This window comes from Cobetia crustatorum (assembly GCF_000591415.1).
GTDB classification, from domain to species: domain Bacteria; phylum Pseudomonadota; class Gammaproteobacteria; order Pseudomonadales; family Halomonadaceae; genus Cobetia; species Cobetia crustatorum.
In genome coordinates this window covers 25051-49193 of the sequence record NZ_JEMF01000032.1, presented here as the reverse complement: position 1 = coordinate 49193, position 24143 = coordinate 25051, and the positions used below count along the sequence as shown (strand labels likewise).

Annotated in this window: 24 protein-coding genes; 16 read left to right on the top strand and 8 right to left on the bottom strand. The window is 59.8% G+C overall.

The window, feature by feature from the left end:
* Positions 1-49: 49 nt before the first annotated feature.
* The 4 genes from BF12_RS19310 to BF12_RS0108360 all read left to right on the top strand — a co-directional run bounded on the left by BF12_RS19310 (position 50) and on the right by BF12_RS0108360 (position 3602).
* The gene (locus BF12_RS19310) at positions 50-547 is read left to right on the top strand and encodes a MerR family transcriptional regulator (RefSeq protein ID WP_024951885.1); all 498 of its coding nucleotides are present in this window, start codon (positions 50-52) and stop codon (positions 545-547) included.
* A gap of 174 nt (positions 548-721) precedes the next feature.
* Complete coding sequence (locus BF12_RS0108370; protein WP_024951884.1) at positions 722-2461, top strand: AMP-binding protein; 1740 nt, start codon at positions 722-724, stop codon at positions 2459-2461.
* 65 nt (positions 2462-2526) lie between these two features.
* Positions 2527-2874, top strand: a complete 348-nt coding sequence (locus BF12_RS22760; protein ID WP_248623647.1) for a hypothetical protein — start codon at positions 2527-2529, stop codon at positions 2872-2874.
* Complete coding sequence (locus tag BF12_RS0108360) at positions 2775-3602, top strand: SAM-dependent methyltransferase (RefSeq protein ID WP_345917382.1); 828 nt, start codon at positions 2775-2777, stop codon at positions 3600-3602. The genes BF12_RS22760 and BF12_RS0108360 overlap by 100 nt, the downstream gene beginning before the upstream one ends.
* A 361-nt stretch (positions 3603-3963) precedes the next feature.
* Here BF12_RS0108360 and BF12_RS19305 read toward each other — a convergent pair whose 3' ends face one another.
* From BF12_RS19305 to BF12_RS0108340, 4 genes are read right to left on the bottom strand one after another with little or no spacing between them, the layout of a single operon-like run.
* Complete coding sequence (locus BF12_RS19305) at positions 3964-4719, bottom strand: 5-oxoprolinase subunit C family protein (protein ID WP_345917376.1); 756 nt, start codon at positions 4717-4719, stop codon at positions 3964-3966.
* Positions 4652-4939, bottom strand: a complete 288-nt coding sequence (locus BF12_RS23375; RefSeq protein WP_345917375.1) for a 5-oxoprolinase subunit C family protein — start codon at positions 4937-4939, stop codon at positions 4652-4654. The genes BF12_RS19305 and BF12_RS23375 overlap by 68 nt, the downstream gene beginning before the upstream one ends.
* Positions 4936-5649, bottom strand: coding sequence for a 5-oxoprolinase subunit B family protein (locus tag BF12_RS0108345; protein ID WP_439644499.1), 714 nt, complete (start codon positions 5647-5649; stop codon positions 4936-4938). The genes BF12_RS23375 and BF12_RS0108345 overlap by 4 nt, the downstream gene beginning before the upstream one ends.
* Positions 5650-5678: 29 nt before the next feature.
* Positions 5679-6452 carry a 5-oxoprolinase subunit PxpA gene (locus tag BF12_RS0108340; protein WP_024951880.1) on the bottom strand — a complete coding sequence of 258 codons (774 nt, stop codon included), beginning with the start codon at positions 6450-6452 and terminating at the stop codon, positions 5679-5681.
* Between the two features lie 304 nt (positions 6453-6756).
* On the opposite strand from BF12_RS0108340, the gene BF12_RS0108335 reads away from it, so the two are divergent.
* The 7 genes from BF12_RS0108335 to BF12_RS19295 all read left to right on the top strand — a co-directional run bounded on the left by BF12_RS0108335 (position 6757) and on the right by BF12_RS19295 (position 13562).
* Positions 6757-7191: a VOC family protein gene (locus BF12_RS0108335; protein ID WP_024951879.1), complete on the top strand. Its 435-nt coding sequence runs from the start codon at positions 6757-6759 to the stop codon at positions 7189-7191.
* Between the two features lie 120 nt (positions 7192-7311).
* Positions 7312-8241, top strand: coding sequence for a LysR family transcriptional regulator (locus tag BF12_RS0108330; RefSeq protein WP_024951878.1), 930 nt, complete (start codon positions 7312-7314; stop codon positions 8239-8241).
* 264 nt (positions 8242-8505) lie between these two features.
* Entirely contained in the window at positions 8506-9492 is a 987-nt protein-coding gene (locus tag BF12_RS0108325) for a TRAP transporter substrate-binding protein (RefSeq protein ID WP_024951877.1), read from the top strand.
* 142 nt (positions 9493-9634) lie between these two features.
* Complete coding sequence (locus BF12_RS19300; protein WP_345917374.1) at positions 9635-10117, top strand: TRAP transporter small permease; 483 nt, start codon at positions 9635-9637, stop codon at positions 10115-10117.
* A gap of 75 nt (positions 10118-10192) precedes the next feature.
* Positions 10193-11500 carry a TRAP transporter large permease gene (locus tag BF12_RS0108315; RefSeq protein WP_024951876.1) on the top strand — a complete coding sequence of 436 codons (1308 nt, stop codon included), beginning with the start codon at positions 10193-10195 and terminating at the stop codon, positions 11498-11500.
* A gap of 146 nt (positions 11501-11646) precedes the next feature.
* Positions 11647-12777, top strand: coding sequence for a FecCD family ABC transporter permease (locus BF12_RS0108310; RefSeq protein ID WP_246116504.1), 1131 nt, complete (start codon positions 11647-11649; stop codon positions 12775-12777).
* Positions 12774-13562: an ABC transporter ATP-binding protein gene (locus tag BF12_RS19295; protein WP_051510847.1), complete on the top strand. Its 789-nt coding sequence runs from the start codon at positions 12774-12776 to the stop codon at positions 13560-13562. Before BF12_RS0108310 ends, BF12_RS19295 begins: the two co-directional genes overlap by 4 nt.
* Before the next feature lie 99 nt (positions 13563-13661).
* On the opposite strand, the gene BF12_RS22195 is transcribed toward BF12_RS19295, so the two are convergent.
* From BF12_RS22195 to BF12_RS0108285, 4 genes are all read right to left on the bottom strand, one after another.
* Positions 13662-13832, bottom strand: a complete 171-nt coding sequence (locus BF12_RS22195; protein ID WP_169734515.1) for a hypothetical protein — start codon at positions 13830-13832, stop codon at positions 13662-13664.
* Positions 13833-14003: 171 nt separating this feature from the next.
* Complete coding sequence (locus tag BF12_RS0108295) at positions 14004-14237, bottom strand: hypothetical protein (protein WP_024951874.1); 234 nt, start codon at positions 14235-14237, stop codon at positions 14004-14006.
* A 142-nt stretch (positions 14238-14379) separates the two neighbouring features.
* Positions 14380-15945: a glycine betaine ABC transporter substrate-binding protein gene (locus tag BF12_RS0108290; RefSeq protein ID WP_024951873.1), complete on the bottom strand. Its 1566-nt coding sequence runs from the start codon at positions 15943-15945 to the stop codon at positions 14380-14382.
* Positions 15942-16682, bottom strand: a complete 741-nt coding sequence (locus BF12_RS0108285; protein ID WP_024951872.1) for an ATP-binding cassette domain-containing protein — start codon at positions 16680-16682, stop codon at positions 15942-15944. The genes BF12_RS0108290 and BF12_RS0108285 overlap by 4 nt, the downstream gene beginning before the upstream one ends.
* Before the next feature lie 288 nt (positions 16683-16970).
* Here BF12_RS0108285 and BF12_RS0108280 point away from each other — a divergent pair, with 288 nt between their 5' ends.
* The 5 genes from BF12_RS0108280 (at position 16971) to BF12_RS0108260 (ending at position 23983) form a co-directional block, all read left to right on the top strand.
* Entirely contained in the window at positions 16971-18140 is a 1170-nt protein-coding gene (locus BF12_RS0108280) for an isovaleryl-CoA dehydrogenase (RefSeq protein WP_024951871.1), read from the top strand.
* Positions 18141-18251: 111 nt separating this feature from the next.
* Positions 18252-19859, top strand: a complete 1608-nt coding sequence (locus BF12_RS0108275) for a carboxyl transferase domain-containing protein (protein ID WP_024951870.1) — start codon at positions 18252-18254, stop codon at positions 19857-19859.
* A gap of 83 nt (positions 19860-19942) precedes the next feature.
* On the top strand, positions 19943-20758 hold the full coding sequence (locus BF12_RS0108270) for an enoyl-CoA hydratase-related protein (RefSeq protein WP_024951869.1): 816 nt from the start codon (positions 19943-19945) through the stop codon (positions 20756-20758).
* 112 nt (positions 20759-20870) lie between these two features.
* A complete protein-coding gene (locus BF12_RS0108265) occupies positions 20871-23072 on the top strand; it encodes an acetyl/propionyl/methylcrotonyl-CoA carboxylase subunit alpha (RefSeq protein ID WP_024951868.1) in 2202 nt (733 codons plus the stop codon).
* A 2-nt stretch (positions 23073-23074) separates the two neighbouring features.
* Complete coding sequence (locus tag BF12_RS0108260) at positions 23075-23983, top strand: hydroxymethylglutaryl-CoA lyase (RefSeq protein WP_024951867.1); 909 nt, start codon at positions 23075-23077, stop codon at positions 23981-23983.
* The last annotated feature ends 160 nt before the right edge of the window (positions 23984-24143 follow it).

The window sequence follows — 24143 nt, the reverse complement described above, 5'->3', positions numbered from 1 at the left end:
AGCGCCCATGACAAACACGACGACTCAACACACTTTTCTGGATACTCCGATGGATACCTCTTCAGAGCCAAACGCTCCGGACCCGACGGCAGAGGCAGCACTTGCCGCCCACGAAGATGGCCTGCTGAGCAGCACGACTTCCGGTGGCATCCGCCCTAGTCAGCGCACCTGGAGCATCGGTGAGCTGGCACGTCACTTTGATGTGACCACCCGTACCATCCGCTTCTATGAGCAGGAAGGCCTGCTGCATCCAGAGCGTCGCGGCCAGACACGTGTCTATCGCGACAAGGACCGCGTGCGCCTCAAGCTGACCCTGCGCGGCAAGCGGCTAGGCTTTTCGCTGGCCGAGATTCGCGAAGTAGTCGATCTTTACGATGCAGCCGATGGCGGTGGAGAGAAGCAGTTGACGCGCTTGCTCGGCATTCTGAGCGACAAACGCGAAGGACTCGAGCGCCAGCTGCACGATCTCACCACCATGCAACGTGAGCTTGACGATGTAGAAAGCCGTGCCCGTGAAGCACTCGCGCGTTTGAAGACGGATGATTGAAGACAGCACACTTGAATAGAGTGCTTGAAGACAGGCATCAACAAGACTTGATGTAGCACATGGCGCCGCCGAAGAGCGGCCCTATCATGTTTTAGCCTCACCACCCCGCCTAACGGCGACTCCCCCTGCACAGCCTTGCCACGCCAATAACAACCAAGGACACAGGACTGCACCATGCCACAGGACGCCATTGACTCACGCCATCCCGCCACACCTTCATCATTCAGCGCTCACGATGTCAGCTATCTTAGCGCCACTTCCGACACGCCACTGATGGGCGAAACCATCGGCGACTGCCTCGATCGTATCTGCGCTACCTACCCGGAGCGTGACGCACTCATCAGTTGTCATCAGAACCTGCGTTATAACTGGACTGAGCTACACCAGGAGGTCGAGCGCGTCGCACGCGGACTTCTGGCGATGGGCATCACGCGCGGAGACAGAGTCGGCATCTGGTCACCCAATCGCGCCGAATGGACCTTGATCCAGTACGCCACCGCCAAGATCGGCGTGGTGCTGGTCAACCTCAACCCTAGCTATCGTGGCCACGAACTGGCCTATGCACTCAAGCAATCCGGCGCGGCCACGTTGCTCTTCCAGTCACGTTTCAAGGGCTCTGATTATGTGGCGATTCTTGAGGAGCTATTCCCGGAATCATCTCAACAGCAAGGGCGTCATGGCATTCACAATGTTGCTCTACCGGATCTCAAGCGCCTGATCTGTTTCGAGCCGGGAGATGCACTCCCCGGCATGCTGCATTGGCAGGATGTATTGAGTGGTGCCGACAACGTGACGCATGAAGCGATGATTGAGATTCAAAGGAGCCTGACCTTCGATGACCCGATCAATATCCAGTACACCTCCGGTACGACTGGTGCCCCCAAGGGCGCCACGCTCTCGCATCACAACATCCTCAACAACGGCTTCTTCGTCGCCGAGCGCATGAATCTCAGCGAGCACGACAAGCTGGTGATGCCAGTGCCGCTCTATCACTGCTTTGGCATGGTGATGGGCAATCTGGGCTGCCTGACCCACGGCGCTGCCATCATCTATCCCGAGGCGGGTTTTGATCCGCTAGCGACGCTACAGGCAGTCAGCGAGGAAGGCGCTACCGCCATGTTTGGCGTGCCGACCATGTTCATTGCCGAGCTTGAGCACCCACGCTTTGGCGAGTTTGATCTGTCGAGCTTGCGCACCGGCACCATGGCGGGTTCCATCTGTCCTATCGAGGTCATGCGCCAAGTCATTGAGCGCATGCACATGAGTGAAGTCACCATCGCTTATGGCATGACCGAAACCAGTCCCGTGAGCTTGCAAACCACCCGCGAAGCCCCCCTCGAAAAACGCGTCTCCACCGTCGGTACACTGCACCCGCATCTGGAAATCAAGATCGTCGATCCAGACACTGGCCGTGTGGTATCGCGTGGTGAAAAAGGCGAGCTGTGCACGCGCGGTTACAGCGTGATGCTGGGCTACTGGAACAATCCGGAGTCGACCGCCAAAGCCATCGACAGTGGCCGATGGATGCACACTGGCGACCTCGCTACGCTGGATAGTGACGGATACGTCACGATTGTCGGGCGCATCAAGGACATGATCATTCGCGGAGGCGAGAACATCTATCCACGCGAAATAGAAGACTTCCTCTATACGCATCCAGCGGTATCGGATGTGCAGGTGATCGGCGTGCCCGATGAGCGTTATGGCGAGGAAGTGATGGCGTGGGTCAAGCTCAAGGACGGCGAGCAACTCGATGCTGAGGGTCTGAAAGCGTTCTGTCAGGGGCGCATTGCCCACTTCAAGGTGCCGCGCTATATCAAGTTTGTCGACGAATTCCCGATGACCGTGACTGGCAAGATCCAGAAATTCAAGATGCGCGAGACGGCCACCGCCGAGCTAGGGCTAGATGAATGAATGGCCAAGGAAGGGCCAGAAGATACAAAAGGTGATGATGGGATAAACCACACCAGAGGCCGGCCATGAGCCACGAACGGCCGGAGAATGAGATGACAGAAAACTATCGTGAGGATGAGCCCGGCGGCTCAACCTCACGCCACCTGAAAATGGCCTGTGATCAGGTATCCCACTACGCGTCCGCCAGCCGTCATGCAGCACTCAACAGCGCGCTGGAGGCGCTGCTGAGTGCTTATCCGCCCAGTGAGGTACCGGTAACGGCACTGGCCGGATTGGACCAGTTACACCTGGGTGGCGTGGGAGGCACCCACGAATTACTTGCATTGGCCAAGCTGCAGAAACCTTCCTCCTTCACTCCACTCAAGATTCTGGAGCCGGCGCCGGGCTCGGCGGACTGGCTCGCCATCTGGTAAGCCAGTCCGCACGCAACGGTGTCCAACATCATGTCACCACACTCGATCTCTCGGATAGTCTCTGCCAAGTGGCTATCGCCCTGAATCGGGCTACGGGACTGAGCGAGCATATCCGCGTTCTTGAAGGCGACGCCTGCTACCCCGAGCTGCACCCGGCACTACCCGGTCGGCGTTTTGATCGTGTGTTAAGTCAACATCTGCTGGTGCACCTCAGTGACAAACCTGGCGTGCTGAAGCAGTGGCATGACTGCCTGGAGGATGACGGTTATCTGATATTGCATGAGCCAGTGCTCAGCGTGCAGGCACAAGCCTTCGGCGAGCGACCTGAGCTACCGGTACCCTGGGCGCTGACAACGCGTGCCGATCAGCTCGCGACCTGTGAAGAACTACATGAAGCCATGGCCAACAGCGGATTTGAGGTTGATACACATGTCGAGCTGACTGATCAGGTGCTCGCCTGGCAAGCACGCCGCCAGCAGCATGCCCGTTCCTCACATCAGAGCGATAACGCTGAAGATCCGCTCGGCAGCTGCGATGCTCAAGAGCTATCAAACGCCATGCTTGCCGCGAGAGCATTGACGCCCGAATTGATCTTTGGCCCGACGTTCGCACTGATGCAACGCAACATCGCACAGGCCCTGGAGGCTGGCTGGCTGGAGGTACATCTGTGGCGGCTGCGCAAGCGTCCTGCACAGCATGCATCAGGCACTGGCCGCCCTCACCTCTGACAAGGAAAAGCCGCGAAATGGCCATTGTGGTAAAAATTAGGAAACAGCGCTCTAAAATTGCTGGCGTCGCGTTGCGTCAACCGTTATTCTTGCAAGTACAGTCCCGTTCGGGGGATAAACCGTTCTTTACCCGTTGGCATGTGAGGGTAAATATTCTCTCCATGACGACCGCACTGCTTCGTGTTCTTTCATTACCCACGAATCAGCGCACAGTTTCCCGATGCTCGCGCAATGTTTCTCCGGGAATCTGTTCATCAAGGAGGTGATCTGATCAATCAGCTCCGACTGCATCAAAGATTCCTTAACGGGAAAACCGAAAGGGCCTCCACTTGGAGGCCCTTTTTTTGTGCAAAGCGCTTGATCACACCTGCCAGGCTTTCAATGCCCTCAAGTAGTCACGGCGTGCCTGACCCGGCGTTACCGCGGCCAGCCGTACACGAGTACCCGGCACACATTGCCCCAGCTGTGCACATGCCAGTGGCGTCAAGGCGCCGATACGCGGGTAGCCACCAATGGTCTGACGATCATTGAGCAATACGATCGGCTGGCCATCCGCCGGCACCTGTACCGCGCCGAGCGGAATCCCTTCCGAGACCATTCCCGCCCCATCGCGCTCCAGTCGTGGACCCGTCAAACGCACGCCCATCCGGTCAGCGCGGCCATCCACTGCCCAGTCACTGTTGAAGGCACGATAAAGACTATCACCACTGAACTCGGCGATTTGCGCTCCAACCACCAGCGGCAAAATGATTGCCGTCTCCTGGTCGGCAGGCGATAGACCTGTTTGCCAGTCCAGGGCAGCTTGCGGCAGCTTGCGCAAGGACAGCTCATTGCGGGCAGCACGCAGCTCATCACCGCTGGCCAGCGCGCGGCCTTCACCGTCCAGGCCGCCAAGACCATCACGCACCACGCAGGCAACACTGCCCAACACCGGCGCCACATCCAGCCCGCCCGCAAAGGCGAGATAGGCTCTCAGACCAGTCACGGGGCGCTCGAACTTGATTACCTGTCCTGTCGTTACCGTGAATGCCCGACCGGGCAACAGCGGCTCACCATCGAGGGTCGCGGCAAGATCTGCCCCATGCAGGGCTAGAGTACCTCCCTGCTCGACCTTCAAGCTCAGCCCCCCCCCCAAGGGTAATCTCGAGCGCCGCCGCATCAGGCGCATTCCCCAGCAACCAGTTGGCCCAGCCCAGTGAGACCCAATCGGCAGCGCCACCCTGAGTGACGCCAAGATGACGCACGCCGAGACGCCCGCCATCCTGCACCAGTGCCAGGGCGCCACTTCGCTCGACGCGTAAGGTGACCACGCTTTCTACTGCTGATGCGGCACTCATGAACGCTCCTCCAGCGGTGTGACATCGCCACCCTGACGCAGAAATTCTTCGCGGCTGACCGATACGAATCGTACTCGATCACCAGGCATGAACAGACTCGAAGGCTCGCCGGCGGCGTTACGCCCAAACAGTGTCAACGGTGTGCGCCCCAGGATATTCCAGCCCCCGGGTGAGCGTGACGGGTAGATGGCGGTCTGGCGATCAGCGATACCGACACTGCCCGCCGCCACCTTCTGACGCGGAGTCTTGAGGCGCGGAGTCGTCAGCGCATCTTCCAATACGCCCATGAAGGCGTAACCCGGCGCAAAACCCAGCGCAAACACACAGTAATCATGCGCGCAATGTCGTTCGATCAATGCCTCGACACTGATACCAAGGCGCGTGGCAATAGGGACGAGTTCTGGTCCAACACTGTCGTCGTACCACACGGGTACCTCGTGAAGCTGGCCCTGCTGGCCGTTATCGGGTGATAGATTTTCAAGCGCTTGCGATACCCGTGCACGCGCCTCGCTCTCTTCAAGCATCGTCACATCGTAGTGCAGCAGCAATGTGGTATAGGACGGCACCAGGTCAATCAGCGCCGCTCCGAATACCTGGCGCAGCGCGCTATCTGCCGCCAGTACCCAGCCCATGTTGGACTCTTCAATACTGTCGAACAGCCGCACGATCAGCGTGTCCATGCCGACTGTCTCGAGACGCAAGTGAGGCACGTCACTCGTCTGTATGCCAGCGCCCGCCATCAGGCACCCGCCAAGGTGTCGAAAGCTTCACGAATGGCGCGAACCGCCGCCACGGACTCGGCATTGTCACCGTGCACGCACAGCGTGTCGGCCGATAGCACTAGCTGGCCACCGCTGCTGTCCGTCAGTGCCTCACCGCGTGCCAGGGTCACTGATTGCGCGATGATCACCTCGCTATCGTGATGCACGGCTCCCGGCTCACGACGTGACACCAGATGGCCACGGGCGTCGTAGGCACGATCCGCGAAAGCTTCAAACCACAGCGTGATGCCCATCTCGTCGGCCAGCGCCTGCATCGGAGCAGGATCAGCGGTTGCCATCACCATCAGCGGCAGGCTGGCGTCGTAACGCACCACGGCCTGCATGACGGCACGTAGCAGTGTCGGGTCAGCGGCCATGTCGTTATAGAGCGCACCATGTGGCTTGACGTACTGCACACGGGTGCCTTCAGCACGACAAATACCTTCGAGCGCGCCGATCTGATAAAGCAGCATGTCTTCGACTTCGGCGGGCGAGCAAGCCATGGAGCGACGCCCGAAGCCTTGCAGGTCCGGATAAGCGGGATGCGCACCGATGCGCACGTCATGCTGGACGGCCAGGCGTACGGTACGACGCATGATGTTGGGGTCAGAGGCATGAAAACCGCAGGCGATGTTGGCGCAATCGACAAAGGGCATCACCTCTTCATCGAGGCCGATCTTCCAGTTGCCGAAGCTTTCGCCCATGTCACAGTTGAGCAGAGGGAGGGCGGGAGCAGAAACGGAACGGGACATAGGGACACCTCACAGGCTGATCTTGTGTGTTGTTATGCCTCCACTCTATGTAAGGCCATGCCTTGGTATCCAATCGTATTTTATGATTCGTTATATCGAAGAAATCTTTCATTACCTGAGGAAATGCAAGTATTGGCACCCGATTGCTTGCCCAATCTCTGGCTGCGTGTTTCTGTCCCTTCAGGCTGCCTGACCCTCGCAGTCTATCGACAAGACTGCCTACAAGGCTGTCTGCAAGACTGCCCACAAGATCAGCCGCAGACAGGCACAATAATCATAAACGACTACATGAGGAGCCTTTTCCATGGCCGTCAGCGATCCGTTCCATCTCGCCATTCAAGTCCACGATATTGAAGAAGCGCGGCGCTTTTATGGTGAATTTCTCGGCTGTCCCGAAGGTCGTTCTTCTGATAGCTGGGTCGATTTCGATCTCTACGGACACCAATTTGTCTGCCACCTGAATACCGAACTCGCCAAGCAGGGCGTGGCACAGCACAAGAACCCCGTCGATGGTCACGGCGTCCCTGTGCCTCACTTCGGTGTCGTGCTGGAAATGAACGCCTGGCAAGCCTTGGCTGACCGCCTGAAGGCGGAAGGTGTCAGTTTCGAGATTGAACCCTACGTGCGCTTCAAGGGTGAGCCCGGCGAGCAAGCCACGATGTTCTTCTTTGACCCCAGCGGCAATGCGTTGGAATTCAAGGCATTCAAGGACCGCGAGAGCCAGCTGTTCCGCAAGTGATCACGTCAGCGGGCCAACTCTGACCCGCTAGAACACTGCACGCCCCGTGATGAAAGCTGACGCCCTGCGCTGCATGCGGCAAGATGGGCGATCATCACGATTCATCACGGGGCACCTGCCATGTTCGACTTCAAGGAACTCGAGGCCTTTGTCTGGGTCGTGCGGCTCGGCTCGTTCCGCAAGGGTGCGACCAAGCTGCACCTGACCCAGCCCTCCATCTCGGACCGCATCAATCGTCTGGAAGCGACCGTCGGCGAATCACTGCTGGAACGCTCTACACGTCCCATTCAGCCCACCTTGCGAGGGCGTGAATTCTTTGCGCATGCCGAGCGCCTGCTAAGTGGCCGTGAAGAAGCCATGCGCCTGTTTCAGGAAGAAGGTGCCTTTTCCGGCACCCTGCGTCTGGGCGTGATCGAGACGATCGCCAACAGCTGGTTTCCTGCCTTCATGCGCCAACTGGCAGAACGCTACCCCAAGTTGACGCTGGAAATGACCGTCGATATCTCGCCCTTCCTGCATCAGCGGCTGGCCGAGAACGATCTCGACATGCTGTTTGCAATGGATAGTGCTGCCATGGGGCCCTATGCCACTCAAGCGCCGTTGTGCACGTTCGAAATGGGCATGTTCGCCTCCCCTGTGCTGGCTCAGCAGCTAGCGGAAGGCACCAGTCGCTTTGCCAATACACCCTTCATTTCCTTCAGCAAGCAGGCACGCCCCTACAGTGAGCTGGTCAGTTATCTGTCAGAGCTAGGCATCAAGCAACCCAAGGTGCACTGCACCAGCACGCTGATGACGATTCTACGCATGAGCAGCGAAGGACTAGGTATCGGCGTACTACCCGTGGCCACCGTCGAGGATGTCATCAGCCACGGCGAGCTGGTGCGCCTGCCGCTGGATACGCCACTCCCCCCGATGATCTACGAGGCTATCTGGCGCAATGCCAACTACCCTGATTTTTGCGCCAGCGTCGCTCGTCTGGGCCGTCAATGTGCCGAAACCTATGCCCAACAACATGCCATCGTGCCAGCAGAGCCATCTGCTGAAACATGACCATGGTGGCGTGTCGTGTTGACACATCACTTGCCGACCTTTGACACGCCATCCAAGCTGCCAAGAGGCGGCAAATGACTCGTAAATCCACCAACAGCCTTATTCGACCAAGGTCTATAAATATCAACAAAGTCTTTCATTACCCACAGCAATGAAAGGTTTTAGCGATACTGTGAATCAGAATTAACGATTGGACTGAACCGGCTGTCGCTTGAAGAATGAAATTGTCTGCCGAGAACTTTCAATAATAATGAGGAACGAGACATGCGTAAGCCCAACTCTTTCGTATGGCTGGCCGCCGCGGGTGCACTGGCGTTCAGCGGCACTACTCTGGCTGCCCAGTGGAACCTCGCCACCCCCTATGGCGATGCCAGCTTCCACACCAAGAACACCAAGCAATTCGCTGAAGAGGTGACAAAAGCCACCGATGGTGAGTTGACCATTACCGTTCACAGCGGTGGTTCATTGATCTCCCACGGTGAAATCAAGCCTTCCGTGCGTCGCGGTACCGTCCAGGCCGGCGAGATCTTCCTGTCGATTCTCTCCAACGAATCGCCGATCTATGAGCTGGATACCCTGCCCGGGGTCGCTTCCAGCTATCCGGAAGCCATTGCGCTCTGGGAAGCCTCCAAGCCTGACATTACCAAGCTTTTCGCCAAGGAAGGTCTGTTGCCGCTGTACGCCGTCGCATGGCCAGCGCAGGGTATCTACACCGATTTTGATCTGACTGACGTGTCTCAGCTCAAGGGGCTGCGTATTCGCGCGCCCAACATCAATACCCAGCGCTTCGTCGAGAATGTCGGCGGCAAGCCCACCGAGACCGAAGAAGCCGATATCCCGACGGCCTTCAGCACCGGTCGCGTCGACGGCATGATCACCTCAAGCTCCACCGGCAAGTCCATGTCGGCGTGGGATTACGTCAAGCATTACAACGACGCCAAACTGTGGCTGCCGAAGAACATCGTCTTCGTCAACAAGCGTGCCTTTGATCGTCTCGATGAGAGCAGCCAGCAGGCTGTGCTGGACGCCGCCAAGGCCGCCGAAACGCGTGGCTGGGAAGCCAGCAAGGCTGACGCGGCAGAAAGCGCCAAGATGCTGACGGAGAAGGGCTTCACCATCACCGAGCCGGATGCCAAGCTCGCTGAAGACCTCAAGGCCGCAGGCGACAAGCTGTTCCAGGATTGGAAATCACGTGCCGGCGAAGAAGGCCAGCAACTGCTTGAGCGCTATCAGGCCGACCTGAGCTCCTGATCGTCAGACGTTGAGCCTTGCCACTGGCAAGACAATGCTCGCGAGTCAGCAGTCTGTCCCTCTGTCTGTCCCCGCCACGCGGTAGCGGTTGCAAGTCACCCGTATCGCGTGGCCACCCTCACCTTCCCTGTGAGCGCCCGTCATGACCTACTTCTTCGACAAACTCTACCGCCTTGGTGCGTGGGGTGCGGCGGCCTGCATGCTACTGATCTGTGCTGTTGTCAGCCTGCAAGTCTTCCTGCGCCTGATTGATGCCATCCTGGTGACGTTCGGTGCCGAGCGTCTCGGCTTCGAAATCTCCGGTGTCTCGGAAATGGCTGCCTTCCTGCTGGTCGGTGCCACCTTCCTGAGCCTCGCTTACACCTTTACGCATCACGCCCATATCCGCGTGACGCTGGTCATCAACCGCCTGCCGGCTGCAGGCCGCGTATGGATCGAAAGCCTGGCGCTACTGATCGCGCTGGCATTGAGCGTATTGATCACCCGCGAGCTGGTGTTACTGGTCGGCGAAAGCTTGAATATCACGATATTTCTTCCGGACTGCTGGCACTGCCGCTGTGGATTCCGCAGAGCGTGCTGGTGGCCGGTACCAGCCTGTTGTGCCTGGCGATTCTCGAGACACTGATCGCCACTCTGCGCACCGCCTTCACCGCGCCCTCACGCTACGTGGCGCCTGAGCCCGAAGACGGAGCCGAATGACATGCTGACACTCATCCTCGTCACCCTGCTGACCCTCGCCCTGCTGTTGGGCGGTGGCGTGTGGGTCGCCTTCTCGCTGATCGGTACCGGCTGGATCGTGCTGACCTTCTTCTCGACCTTCGATACCGGCCCGATCCTAGCCTCTGATTTCTGGGGCGCCAGCTATGGCTGGGACCTCACCGCTCTGCCGATGTTCGTGTGGATGGGCGAGATCCTGTTCCGCTCAGGACTGGCCGACAACATGTTCCGTGCCTTGGCACCGTGGCTCAATCGTATGCCGGGGCGTCTGCTGCACTCCAACATCATCGGCAGCGGTCTGTTCGCCGCCGTCTGTGGATCCTCTGCCGCCACCTGTGCCACCGTCGGCAAGATGACACTGCCAGAGCTTGAGCGGCGTGGTTACGACAGCAACCTGGCCATCGGCACCCTCGCCAGTGCCTCGACCCTTGGCCTGCTGATTCCGCCGTCGATCATGATGATCGTCTACGGCGTGGTCACCGAGCAGTCCATCTCGCGCCTGTTCATCGCGGGCGTACTGCCGGGCCTGCTGCTGCTGGCACTGTTCATGGGCTACCTGGCGATCTGGTCCAAGGTCATCGGCGAGCCACAGGGCCGCGCCGGGCATGATGAGCCGCACATGAGCTTCATGGCCAAGCTGCGCAACAGCGCTCAGCTGATTCCGCTACTGGCGTTGATCGGCGGTATTCTGGGCAGCATCTATGGCGGCCTGGCATCGCCGACCGAAGCGGCTGCTGTCGGCGTGGTGCTGTCACTGATCATTGCGCGCCTCAACGGCCACATGAGCCTCAGTACCTTCAAGACCTCGCTGTTCGCGGCGCTGCGCACCTCGTGCATGATCGCCTTCATCATTGCCGGTGCGTCGTTCCTGTCTTCCGCGATGAGCTTCACCCAGATTCCGATGCAGTTGGCAGAAGGCATTGCCGCGCTAGGACTGTCACCGACCATGCTGCTGGTGGTACTGACACTCTTCCTGCTGATCCTGGGCTGCTTCCTTGACGGTATCTCACTGATCCTGCTGGTGACGTCCATCATCATGCCGGTGATCCAGGCGGCCGGTTTCGACCTGATCTGGTTCGGTATCTATCTGATTATCGTGGTCGAGATGTCTCAGATCACACCACCCGTTGGCTTCAACCTGTTCGTGATCCAGAGCCTGACCGGCAAGGACATCATCACCATCACCAAGGCAACACTGCCGTTCTTCCTGCTGATGATCTTCTCCATCGTGTTGATGCATATCTTCCCGGAGATCGTGCTGTATTTGCCGCAGGCCATGAATGGCAGCTAGGCCAAGCCTTGCTGTACTCGGCTGACAATATGAAATTCTCTTCAAGGCCTCCCACTCGGGAGGCCTTTTTTGTACCTTCACCTGACCGAGCCAAGTCGTTAGGCTTGTCGACAGCTCATAGCCCTCTCACCTCGCCGGACGACACCGTGCCCGATTCCCGCCCTGCTGCCTCATCGACTTCTCGCGCATCCCCCGAGATGACGGGCACCCTTACCTCGCCTGCCACTGCCTGGCGCCACCGTCAGCGCCAAGGCGCCAGATGGCTGTGGGTCATTGGTGTGCTGGTCGTGCTGGCCTGCCTGCTGGATATCAGTCAAGGCAGCGGCCAGTTGACGCTAGCCCGCCTGCTACCAGCGTTATGGCAGCCGCAGGCCGCTGATCCGCTCGCACACGTCATCCTGTGGCAGTTGCGTCTGCCGATCGCGCTGATGGCGGTCGTGGTCGGTGCCGCGCTGGCGATGGCCGGTGCCCAGATGCAGACGCTGTTGCACAATCCGCTGGCCGATCCCTTCACGCTGGGTGTCTCAGCGGCGGCCAGCGTCGGTGCTGGGCTGGGGCTAATTCTACATTTCGACCTGATTCCTGCCGGTCTTGCACCGCTGACCTTCCTCAACGCCGCCGGGCTCGGCGTGACGCTGAACGCCTTCGTGTTCGCGCTCACCGCATCACTGATCCTGTGGAGCGCCCAGCGCCTACCGGGAGTGGGTGTGCAGACGCTGGTGCTGCTGGGTATCGCGCTGATGTTCTTCTTCAATGCGCTGCTCGGCGTACTGCAGTTCGTTGCCTCACCGGAGGCGTTACAGCAGTTGATCTTCTGGTCAATGGGCAGTCTGGAACGCAGTAGCTGGCCGCGTTTGGGCGTGCTATCGGCAGTGATCCTCGTGTGCGGAGTGATCTTTCATCGCCGTCGCAGCGAATTGACCGCACTGAGCCTCGGCGAAACACAGGCTCGCGCGCTGGGAGTGGATGTACGTCGCCTGCGCCTGACCGGCCTGCTGTGCACGGCACTGCTGACCGCCACCGCCGTCTCCTTCGTCGGTAGCGTCGGCTTCATCGGCCTGGTCGCACCGCATATCGCACGTCTACTGGTCGGCGAGCAGCAGCAACGCTTTCTGCCCCTCTCCGCGCTGCTCGGTGCACTGTTGTTGTCATTGACCTCGACTCTCAGCAAGTCGCTGATACCGGACGTACTGTTGCCGCTAGGCATGATCACTGCCCTGATCGGTCTGCCGTTCTTCGTCAGCCTGATACTCAAGCGCCGAGGACTGGACGGATGATTGAGGTGAACGCTGAAGGCCTTGAAATTCGCGACTTGAGCGTCAGCCGTGGACGTACTCGGATACTGGACAGTCTGCCCGAGCTACGTGCGAGACGTGGTGAGCTGACCGCGCTACTCGGCCCGAACGGTGCAGGAAAATCGACGCTGTTACAGGCGATTGCTGGGCTGTTACCGACTGACGGTGAACTATCTCTCGACGGCAAGAGGCTGAATGAGCTGTCCGCCCGACAGCGTGCCGCACGTATCGGCTATCTACCGCAGCTCAGTGAGGCGGGGGCAATGCTTGAGGTATTCGAGTCATTGCTGCTCGCACGCCGTCTGGCAGGCCATCACGATGACGATGCCAATCTGGCCCACTGCGAGCAGCTCGTCGAGGCACTCACCCTTGCGCCACTCGCCTCACAACGGCTGGGTCAGCTGTCGGGAGGACAGCGTCAGCGCGTGGCGATTGCCCAGGCACTGGTGCGCGAGCCGACACTATTGATGCTCGATGAGCCGACGAGCGCGCTGGACCTCCACTTTCAGCTATCCGTACTCGAGTGGTTGAGCCGCGAAGCCCGCGAGCATCAGCGCGTGGTGATCGTGGCGCTGCATGACCTGAGCTTGGCGGCCCGCCATGCTGCGCATGTCTGGCTGCTTCACACCGGGCGACTCGTGGCCTGCGGTAGCCCACGTGAGGTATTGACGCCCGCAAGATTGCGCGAGGTCTATGCCATCGAAGCACGTGTCGAGTGGCCGCAAGACGGCAGCCCACCGGCGATCATTGCACTGCATGCGCTCTAATCAGCCCCCTCCCAGTCATCTTGCAGACACAAAAAAGCCGCCCTCTACTCGAATCGAGCAAAAGGCGGCTTTTTCACTTCTCGCGAACCTGAATGGCGATCAGGAAATGCTGGCGACCTGTGCTGTGGCAGTGCTATCCAGCATGGCGTGCGGCTTTCCACCACCATGACCGCCGCCGTGCCCATGACCATGGCCGAACAGGCCACAACCACTCAGCGCCAAGGTAGCAGCCACGAGGACAATCGCAGGAATCAATGATGTTATACGCAAGACTTTCTCCTTGAGGTGGGTAAGGGCCGCTGTCTGTGGTCTGTCAGCAAGCCCTCACTATCAAACACCACTTTACTCCCGGGAAGCCTCAACGTTAATCCTGCATCCTCCCATTCCTTGTTTGCTGCACAGCTTGTCAAAGACTGGCGACAGGGACTGTCGTTGACCACGCTAGATGTCAGTACTGATCTCTAGCCCCGACTGCACCTCGTTCCCCGACGCATCCGGCTGGGTATGGTCCTTGCCAGCATCGGGATGATGATAAGGATCATTGGTCGCACTGATCGTGGGCTGGACGGACACCTCACGTCCCCCGCAACCTGACAGCACTACCAGGCTTCCCAACGCCAGGATGATCAATAGCTGCTGGTTCCCTCTGGATATGATACGTGAGGCATTCATCATCGAATTGTTCCTTATCAAGAGAGATGGTCAGTACTGACATCGACCCGGACTGGCACAGGCCAGTAGCAGCATAGTCACTTCAGAGGACACCCATTTCCAGCAAGCGCGACCCATTGGCCGCGCCAGACGCGCATGTGTCACCTCAACGCGTCTTGAGACCGCGCATGTGCGCCGGAATCACCATGCGCTCGAACAGCTCGAATAGAAGCTCTGCACAGATGGCGAGCAAGGCTGCCGGAATCGCGCCATACAGCACCAGATCATAGTCATTGAGCGACAGCCCCGTCACGATCGGCTCACCCAACCCGCCAGCACCGATAAAGGCCGCCAACGTCGCGGTACCGATATTGATGATGGCCGCCGTTTTGATACCGGTCAGCAGGTTCGGCGTCGCCAGCGGCAGGATGACGTGCCGCAGCTGCTCGCGGCGCGTCAGGCCCATGCCGCGCGCCACCTTGACCAACAGCGGGTCGACCGTCAGCAATGCCGTGATGGCAGAACGGATGATCGGCAGCAGCGAATAAACGAACAACGCGATCACCGCCGGTACCACACCGATGCCGAACAGCGGGATCATCAGCGCCAGTAGTGCAATCGACGGAATCGTCTGCAACAGACCGGTCACGTAGAGCACCACGCGCGACACCTTCGGGTTGCGATATACCAGCAGCGATAACGGCAAGCCGACCAGACATGCCAGTAGCAGTGCCGACAGCGTCAGCTGCAGATGCTCGATCAGATTGGTACCCAGCTTGTCCCACTTGGCGCCGCTGACCACGCGCTGCTCGCTCGTGATGCCCTGCTCCTGAATGAAGCGACTGGCCACCTGCGCGAAGCTCTTCTCATCGGTGGAGACCTCGGCATTCAGCGCCTGCATGCTGTCCTCATCCAGACTGCCCGCCAGCTGGTTGAGCGCCGCGACGGCCTTCTCGGGCAAGGCGGCATTCACGAAGGGCACCGCCAGATACTCCGGGAAGTAGCCCTTGTCATCTTCCAGCAGCACGAAGTCGAAACGCTTGATGTCGCCCTCGGTGGAGTAGGCGTCGGTGCCATCGATCTTGCTCTCGCGCAGCGCCTGATAGGCGATGCCGTGCTCGATACCTCGCGGCACCTGCGGCAAGTCATAGGCCGCCGCCAACCCCGGCCAGCCATCCGACCGCTTGACGAACTCATGTGACATCGCCAGTGACAATTCAGGATGCGCCGCCAGATCACCGATAGTGGCGATACCGAGCGACTCGGCCTGATCGCGGCGCATACTGATCGCATAAGTATTGTTGAAGCCCAGCGGCTTGAGCACCTTGAGGCCGCGTTCGCGACTCAGTGCATCCAGCTTCTCAAGTGAAGGCACGTTATCCAGCTTGAGAATGGCGTGCGCCAGCGTACCGGTGTACTCGGGATAGACATCCAGCTCGCCTTCCGCCAGGCCCTGATAGGTGATGATGGTCTGCCCCAGCCCCAAACGACGCTCGACCGTGTAGCCAGCGTCCTCCAGCACCTGCGCAAACATCTCGCCCAACAGATACCCCTCGCGATCCGCCTTGGAGCCGATCACGATGGGCTTGTCAGCCGGCCATTCGGCCACCTCTTCTGCGGCCATGGTAGCGGGGCTTGCCAGCAGCGTCCCCAGGCTTGCCAGCAGCAGGCCGACGATCAACAGCATATTGGTCAGTGCAGCGCGTGCACGCAGAGGAATCGAGGTCATCATGCGCGTGCCTCCAGCAGTCGGGCCACACGCTCATCCGCAGGCGCCTTGGCAATGATGTCGGGACTGGCGGCCTGCAACACCACGCCGGGCGCCATCACCACCATGTGATCGGAGAGACTCAACGCCTCATTCATGTCATGCGTCACCATCACCACGCTGCGTGGCTCCTCCTGCTGCATGCGCTGGAACTGGGCATGCACCTCGATGCGCGTGATTGGGTCCACCGCCGAGAACGCCTCATCGAGCAGTAGCAACGGTGGCTCCAGCATCATGGCGCGGCACAGTCCGACACGTTGTGCCTGGCCACCGGAAATCTCATGGGGATAGCGGGTCAGTAGGGCCAGATCGAGATCCATCATCGCGAAGAGTCGCTCGATGCGTGCCTTGACCCGCGATTCCTCCCACTTCTCTCGATCAGCAAGAATGGCAATGTTGTCGCGCACGCTGAGGTGCGGAAACAAGCCAATCTGCTGCACGGCATAGCCTATCCGGCGCCGCATCACGGGCAGATTGGTGTAATCCACCGCCGCGCCGAACACCTCGACCTTGCCGGCGTCCGGGCGAATCAGCCCATTGATCAATTGCAGCAAGGTCGACTTGCCGCAACCACTGGCACCGACTAGTGCAGTAATGCGATCTCGCGGCAACTCAAGGTCAATGCCTTCAAACAGGCGCTGACCGGAAAAGCCCTTATGCAGGTCGCTAAAGCGAACCGCCGGGGCACTGTCATCACTCATCGGGAAGGTCCTTCTTGCAGGTGAGAGGCAGGCCGAGGGAGGAAAGATGCCTGAAGGTTGTTTTACGAACATGAACACCAGATTACCAGTCGACCGATTATCAGGCGAAAAAAGTGTACGTCATCATGACAACAACACAGCGTCTTCCATGACAACAGCATAGTGCCGTGCGACCTTGGTCAAAGCAGGCGACTATAACCTTTACGTTAACGTCAACTTTGACCTAGAGTAGATTAATGCACTGCACTATCGCCAAACCCTCAGCCTCTCAAGACAGGAATCCTGACCATGCACAGCCTCTACACGCCGCTGGACTTCGGACTCGACGAGACTCATACCATGCTGCGCGAGCAGGTCAACGCCTTCGCACGTGACGAGATTGCTCCGCGAGCGGCTGAGATTGATGCCAACAACGACTTCCCCGCGGACCTGTGGCAGAAGTTCGGTGACATGGGCCTGCTGGGAATCACTGTTCCAGACGAAGATGGCGGTAGCGGCATGGGTTATCTGGCCCATTGCATCGCCATGGAAGAAATCTCGCGGGCCAGCGCCTCGGTAGCCCTCTCTTACGGCGCGCACTCCAATCTGTGCGTCAATCAGATCAAGCTCAACGGCAGCGCGGAGCAGAAGGCTCGCTATCTGCCGAAACTGATGAGCGGTGAACATGTCGGTGCCCTGGCGATGTCCGAACCGGGCGCGGGGTCTGACGTCGTCTCCATGAAGCTCAAGGCCGAGAAGCGTGGTGATCACTACGTGCTCAACGGCAACAAGATGTGGATCACCAACGGCCCAGACGCCCACACCCTGGTGGTGTATGCCAAGACTGACCCGGATGCCGGCTCCAAGGGCATCACTGCTTTCATCGTCGAGCATGACTTCCCGGGCTTCTCCACCGCCCAGAAACTCGACAAGCTCGGCATGCGCGGCTCCAACACCTGTGAGCTGGTGTTCCAGGACTGTCAGGTGCCCGCCGAGAACGTACTCGGCGAGGTCAACCGCGGCGTGAAAGTGCTGATGCGTGGACTGGACTTCGAACGCACCGTACTGGCCGCTGGCCCCATCGGCATCATGCAAGCGTGCATGGATATCGTGGTGCCCTATCTGCATGAACGCCGTCAGTTCGGGCAGGCAATCGGTGAATTTCAGTTGGTGCAGGGCAAGGTGGCCGATATGTACACCACCCTGAATGCCTGCCGCGCCTATCTTTATGCCGTCGCCAATGCCTGTGACCGCGGCCAGACCTCACGCAAGGACTCCGCCGGCGTCATCCTATATTGCGCCGAAAAGGCGACCCAGATGGCACTGGATGCCATCCAGTTGCTGGGCGGCAACGGCTACATCAATGAGTACGCCACTGGCCGCCTGCTGCGTGATGCCAAACTTTATGAAATCGGTGCGGGCACCAGCGAGATTCGCCGCATGCTGATCGGGCGTGAGCTATTCAACGAGAGTGCATGAGGAATCGCCTTGCCTCTCTCATGTCTGTTGTTCCCTTGATGTCCGACGGCTGGGCAGCCTCTCCTGCCCACCTGTTTCCCTGTTCACTTATTCCACTGAGGGAGCCGCCACATGGCCATTCTGACGTCCCTGATCAATCCGCGTAGCGACCAGTTCCGCGCCAACGACGCAGCGCTGCGGGCCGAGGTCGAGCGTCTGCATGCGCTGCTGGAAACTGTCGCGGCGGGCGGTGGCGACAAGGCCCGCGAACGTCACGAATCGCGCGGCAAGCTGTTCGTGCGCGAGCGTATCGATCACCTCATCGACGAGGGCTCTCCGTTTCTTGAGCTATCGGCACTGGCAGCACATGAGGTCTATGACAGCTCAGTGCCCGGTGCGGGATTGGTCACCGGTATCGGCCGCGTCAGTGGCATCGAATGCGTCATCGTCGCCAACGATGCCACCGTCAAGGGCGGCACCTACTTCCCGCTGACGGTGAAGAAGCACCTGCGCGCGCAAGAAGTGGCCCGCAAGCATCGCCTGCCGTGCATTTACCTGGTCGATTCCGGGGGCGCGCACCTGCCTCATCAGGATGAGGTCTTCCCGGACCGCGATCACTTCGGCCGCATCTTCTACAACCAGGCCACCCTGTCTGCCGAAGGCATTCCGCAGATCGCCGTGGTGATGGGCTCGTGTACCGCAGGCGGCGCCTACGTGCCAGCCATGGCCGATGAATCCATCATCGTGCGTGAGCAGGGCACCATCTTCCTCGCCGGCCCCCCGCTGGTGAAGGCCGCGACGGGTGAAGACATCAGTGCCGAAGCCCTTGGTGGTGCCGAGGTGCACTGCAAGATCAGCGGGGTGGCTGATCATCTGGCCGACAATGATGCCCACGCCCTGCAGCTGGCACGCCGCGCCGTGTCACGCCTCAACTGGCAGCGCAAGGGACAGCTCGCACTGCGGGAATCGCGGCCGCCGCGGCTCGATCCACGCGAGATCTACGGCATCGTCGGCACAGACCTCAAGAAGCCTTTTGATGTGCGTGAAATCATCGGGCGTGTTGTCGATGACTCCGATTTCGATGAGTTCAAGCGCTACTACGGTGAGACCCTCGTCACCGGATTCGCCCACATTCATGGCCACCCAGTGGGCATCATCGCCAACAACGGCGTGCTGTTCTCCGAGAGCGCCGTCAAGGGTGCTCACTTCATCGAGCTATGTGCCCAGCGCAAGATTCCGCTGGTCTTCCTGCAAAACATCACCGGTTTCATGGTCGGCTCACGCCATGAGCACGAAGGTATCGCCAAGCACGGCGCCAAGCTGGTGACGGCGGTGGCCTGCGCCAAGGTGCCCAAGTTCACCATCCTGATCGGCGGCAGCTTCGGGGCTGGCAACTATGGCATGTGCGGACGCGCCTATGATCCGAATCTGCTGTTCATGTGGCCCAACGCACGCATCTCGGTCATGGGCGGTGAACAAGCCGCCAACGTGCTGGCACAGGTCAAGCGCGAGCAACACAGTCGCGAAGGACGCGAGTGGCCACAGCAGGCTGAGGAAGACTTCAAGGCGCCGGTGCGCGATCAATACGAGCGTCAAGGGCACCCCACCTATGCCAGTGCACGTTTATGGGATGACGGTGTGATCGACCCTCTGCAGACTCGCGACATCCTTGGCCTGTCACTGGCGGCCGCGATGAATGCCGAGATAGAAGAGAGCCGCTTCGGTGTATTCCGGATGTAACCAACCCCACGAAATACTAGTCGTCAAAATCGATTTATTTCTCTATCCATGATCTTTTTGCTAACAAGGTGGATAAAGTCGCGATGAATACCCACAGCCAGTTCAGCCGACTCGAGATCGATGCACGCGGTGTGGCGACACTGACGCTGACGCGCCCTGACGTGCATAACGCTTTCGATGACATTTTGATTGGCGAGCTGAATCGCCACCTCGAGACGCTGCATTCACTCGCCTTGTCAAACGAGGTACGCATCGTCGTGCTGGCCTCTGAAGGCAAGAGCTTCTCCGCCGGTGCCGACCTGCGCTGGATGCAACGCATGGTCGACTATTCGCTGGAAGATAATCTGGCTGACTCGCGTGAGCTGGCGCGCCTGATGCAGTTGCTCGACACCCTGCCTTGCCCGAGCGTGTGCCGTGTACAGGGGGCCACTTTCGGCGGTGCCGTCGGTCTCGCGGCCTGTTGCGACATCGTGTTGGCTGCCGAACGCGCCCGTTTCTGTCTTTCCGAGGTACGTATTGGCCTGGCACCGGCGGTAATCAGCCCCTATGTGCAACGCGCGATTGGCGTCCGCCAGATGCGCCGCTATGCGCTGACGGCTGAGGTCATCGACTCCGCGACCGCGCATCATCTCGGCCTGGTGCATGAGATCTGCGCGGGAGACACGCTCGATACACGTCTCGACGAGATGCTGAACACGCTATTGGCCACGTCGCCGCAGGCCAGCCGCGCCACCAAGGCGCTGCTGGCTGAGGTCGCGAGTGGGTCACATGACGATGATGGCGCCGCCCTACGCGAACGCTGCTGCCAGACGATCAGCCAGCTGCGTGTCAGCGAGACAGGGCAAGCGGGGCTGGCGGCATTCTTTGCTGGCACGCCAGCCCCCTGGACGTCGTCATGACGCCAAATGACCCGCTCGCTTCTTGACCGGCTTGATGACCTGAATTGATGGCGTTTTTGATCATCGCCTCTATCTATCGACTCTACCTTCACCTTCGCCACGGGATTTTGCCATGAACGCCAACCGCGACACTGAACAGCACCTGCCCACCGGTTGCGGCGCGATCCGCAAGCTACTGATTGCCAATCGTGGCGAGATTGCGGTGCGCGTGATGCGCACTGCACGTGCCATGGGTATCAGCACCGTGGCGGTCTACTCCGACGCCGATGCCAATGCCCTGCACGTTCGCGAGGCGGATGAAGCAGTACGCCTTGGCCCGGCCAGCGCACGCGAGAGTTATCTTGATGTCGACAAGGTCATTGCAGCCGCGCGCTTGAGTGGTGCCGACGCCGTGCATCCCGGTTATGGATTTCTCTCCGAGAACGCCACCTTCGTACAGGCATTGCATGCCGCCGGCATCATCTTCGTTGGCCCGCCGGAAAGCGCGATTGCCGCGATGGGTGACAAGTCCGCCGCCAAGGCGCGCATGCAAGCCGCGAGCGTGCCACTGGTGCCGGGCTACCACGGTGACAATCAGGAAGATGGGCTGCTCAAGTCAGAAGCGGATCGCATGGGCTATCCGGTGTTGATCAAAGCCTGCGCCGGAGGAGGCGGCAAGGGCATGCGGGTGGTGGAAAACACCGTCGACTTCCAGGCCGCACTGGAGAGCTGCCGCCGTGAATCGCGCGCCGCCTTCGGTGACGACCGCATGCTGATCGAGAAATACCTGACGCAGCCGCGTCATGTCGAGGTGCAGGTGTTCTGCGATGCCTATGGCAGCGGCGTCTATCTATTCGAACGTGACTGCAGCGTGCAGCGTCGCCACCAGAAGGTGCTGGAAGAAGCGCCTGCCCCCGGCCTGACCTCGGCGCTACGTCGTGAAATGGGCGAGGCAGCCGTGCGTGCCGCACGTGAAATTGGCTATGTCGGTGCCGGTACCATCGAGTTTCTGCTCGATGCACCCGACGCAGGTAGCGAGCAGCACGGCGCCTTCTATTTCATGGAGATGAATACCCGCCTGCAGGTCGAGCACCCCGTCACCGAGATGATCACCGGCGAAGACCTCGTCGAATGGCAGCTACGTATCGCGCGGGGCGAACCCCTGCCTCGCCAGCAGGATGAGCTAAGACTCGAAGGCCATAGCTTCGAGGCGCGTCTTTACGCAGAAGATCCGGACAACGACTTCCTGCCGGCGACCGGATTGCTCGAACGCTTCCGCCTGGATCTCGCCGGTGCTGGTCTTGATGCCAGCCAGGTGCGCCTCGATTCCGGTGTCGCCGAAGGCGATGAAGTCTCGATGCACTATGACCCGATGCTGGCCAAGTTGATCACCTTCGGGCCAACGCGTGAGCAGGCGCTGGAAGTTCTGCTGCGCGCATTGGCCGCGCTCGAGGTACGTGGCGTTACCACCAATCGCGCCTTCCTGACTCGCCTAGCGGCGCATGAAGATTTCCGCACTGCCAGACTGGATACCCGCTTCATCGAGCGTCACCACGCTAGCCTCTTCCCTGTCGCTGAGCTTGATCACATTACCGTGGCTTCCAGTGCGCTACTGGCACTTTCACGCCTCGCGGAACAAGCATCGAATGAAGGTCACAGCGAGCAACCCGCTAGCCCGTGGGCGCGCCGTGATGGCTGGCGTAATGGCACTCGCCAACAGATACGCCTCGCGCTGTGTCTGCCCAACGATGCGGATGCCGATGAGAACAGCGACAAGGTGGCTCACGTCATCGCACGACGCCCCTATGCCAGCGCAGCGTCTACTCCGCCAAGTCAGTGGCAGATTGAAGTGACCACTCACTTGTCCGGAGAAGCAACAACTACAACACATGAAGGTCATCTCGACCCTCTCTCGGGCAATGCGATTGCCGTAACACTGGATGGCCATCGCCGCCGCCAGCAGGCCAGCCACGCATCTGCCACGGGTGGCGAGGTCTTGGTGCTGGCAAGCCCGCACGGCGAATCACGCTTGCTGTGGCGCCGCGCCGATGCGGTCAATCACGCTCAACACGAGACCCAGGCCACCTTGAACGCGCCGATGAACGGCACTGTGGTCGCTCAGCTGGTTGAGGCCGGTGTCAGCGTGACGGCAGGCACGCCACTGATGGTGATGGAAGCGATGAAGATGGAGCACACCATGAACGCGCCGACCGATGGTCAGGTCGCACAGTTCCACTTCAGCGCCGGCGACAGCGTCACCCAAGGCGATGTACTGCTCGAATTCGTCGCTGATACAGATGCTGCTGACATCGACGCTGCTGACAGGAGTAAGTGAGCATGCACTTCCCTGAAAACGTACGAATTGTCGAGGTAGGCGCGCGTGATGGCCTGCAGAATGAGCCAACCCCGGTCGATACCGCGACCAAGTTAGCGCTGATTCGCAAGCTCTCGGAGAGTGGCCTGCGTCATATAGAAGCCGCCAGCTTCGTATCGCCCAAGTGGGTGCCGCAGATGGCTGATCATCGCGAGATCATGCAGGCATTGGCGATGGAGGGTGAAAAGTCAGTAACCACTTACTCCGCCCTCACACCAAATTTGAAGGGACTTGAGGCTGCCCTGGAGTGCGGTGTTCGCGAAGTGGCGGTATTTGGTGCCGCCAGCGAGTCCTTCTCGCAGCGCAACATCAACTGCTCGATTGCCGAGTCGCTGGCACGCTTTGCGCCGGTGATGGAACGCGCGCTTGAGGCCGGCGTGCGCGTACGCGGTTATGTCTCCTGCGTGATGGGCTGTCCCTATGAGGGAGAGATCTCGCCTTTGCAGGTCGCCGCTGTCGCGCGCGAACTGAGCGACATGGGCTGTTACGAAGTTTCGCTGGGCGACACCATCGGCACCGGCACGCCGCTCAAGGCCAAGCGCCTGCTGGAAGCCGTCACCCGTGAAGTGTCTGTTGAACGCCTCGCTGCACACTTTCATGACACCTATGGGCAAGCGCTCACTAACCTGTACACCGTTATGGAAGAAGGGATCTCGGTCATCGACAGTTCCGTGGCAGGCCTGGGGGGATGCCCTTACGCCAAAGGCGCCTCGGGCAACGTTGCGACCGAAGATGTGATCTACCTGCTGGAAGGATTGGGGATCGACAGTGGCGTGAATCTCGCTCAGCTTGCGCGCACCGGCGACTGGATCAGTCGTCAACTGGGCCGCGCCAATGGCTCGAAAGTCGGCCAGGCCCTGATGGCAAAGTGATGATGTCCCGGTATTGACGGCCACCGTTGCGACCAAGGGCCGCAGTCCATGGATGCTACCCGGCAATCGGTGTAGGCTTGCCGGCGTTCGCGCACCGCTTGAGCTCGATGCGTGCCTTCTTCCATTACGTCATCCGCCTCGGCGGACCGCCAAGGAAACC

Coding starts and splice junctions, on each gene's coding strand:
- BF12_RS19310 (WP_024951885.1), top strand. CDS start 50: ATGGATACCTCTTCAGAGCCAAACGCTCCGGACCCGACGGCAGAGGCA.
- BF12_RS0108370 (WP_024951884.1), top strand. CDS start 722: ATGCCACAGGACGCCATTGACTCACGCCATCCCGCCACACCTTCATCA.
- BF12_RS22760 (WP_248623647.1), top strand. CDS start 2,527: ATGAGCCACGAACGGCCGGAGAATGAGATGACAGAAAACTATCGTGAG.
- BF12_RS23375 (WP_345917375.1), bottom strand. CDS start 4,939: ATGAGTGCCGCATCAGCAGTAGAAAGCGTGGTCACCTTACGCGTCGAG.
- BF12_RS0108340 (WP_024951880.1), bottom strand. CDS start 6,452: ATGTCCCGTTCCGTTTCTGCTCCCGCCCTCCCTCTGCTCAACTGTGAC.
- BF12_RS0108335 (WP_024951879.1), top strand. CDS start 6,757: ATGGCCGTCAGCGATCCGTTCCATCTCGCCATTCAAGTCCACGATATT.
- BF12_RS0108330 (WP_024951878.1), top strand. CDS start 7,312: ATGTTCGACTTCAAGGAACTCGAGGCCTTTGTCTGGGTCGTGCGGCTC.
- BF12_RS0108325 (WP_024951877.1), top strand. CDS start 8,506: ATGCGTAAGCCCAACTCTTTCGTATGGCTGGCCGCCGCGGGTGCACTG.
- BF12_RS19300 (WP_345917374.1), top strand. CDS start 9,635: ATGACCTACTTCTTCGACAAACTCTACCGCCTTGGTGCGTGGGGTGCG.
- BF12_RS0108315 (WP_024951876.1), top strand. CDS start 10,193: ATGCTGACACTCATCCTCGTCACCCTGCTGACCCTCGCCCTGCTGTTG.
- BF12_RS19295 (WP_051510847.1), top strand. CDS start 12,774: ATGATTGAGGTGAACGCTGAAGGCCTTGAAATTCGCGACTTGAGCGTC.
- BF12_RS0108295 (WP_024951874.1), bottom strand. CDS start 14,237: ATGATGAATGCCTCACGTATCATATCCAGAGGGAACCAGCAGCTATTG.
- BF12_RS0108290 (WP_024951873.1), bottom strand. CDS start 15,945: ATGATGACCTCGATTCCTCTGCGTGCACGCGCTGCACTGACCAATATG.
- BF12_RS0108285 (WP_024951872.1), bottom strand. CDS start 16,682: ATGAGTGATGACAGTGCCCCGGCGGTTCGCTTTAGCGACCTGCATAAG.
- BF12_RS0108280 (WP_024951871.1), top strand. CDS start 16,971: ATGCACAGCCTCTACACGCCGCTGGACTTCGGACTCGACGAGACTCAT.
- BF12_RS0108275 (WP_024951870.1), top strand. CDS start 18,252: ATGGCCATTCTGACGTCCCTGATCAATCCGCGTAGCGACCAGTTCCGC.
- BF12_RS0108270 (WP_024951869.1), top strand. CDS start 19,943: ATGAATACCCACAGCCAGTTCAGCCGACTCGAGATCGATGCACGCGGT.
- BF12_RS0108265 (WP_024951868.1), top strand. CDS start 20,871: ATGAACGCCAACCGCGACACTGAACAGCACCTGCCCACCGGTTGCGGC.
- BF12_RS0108260 (WP_024951867.1), top strand. CDS start 23,075: ATGCACTTCCCTGAAAACGTACGAATTGTCGAGGTAGGCGCGCGTGAT.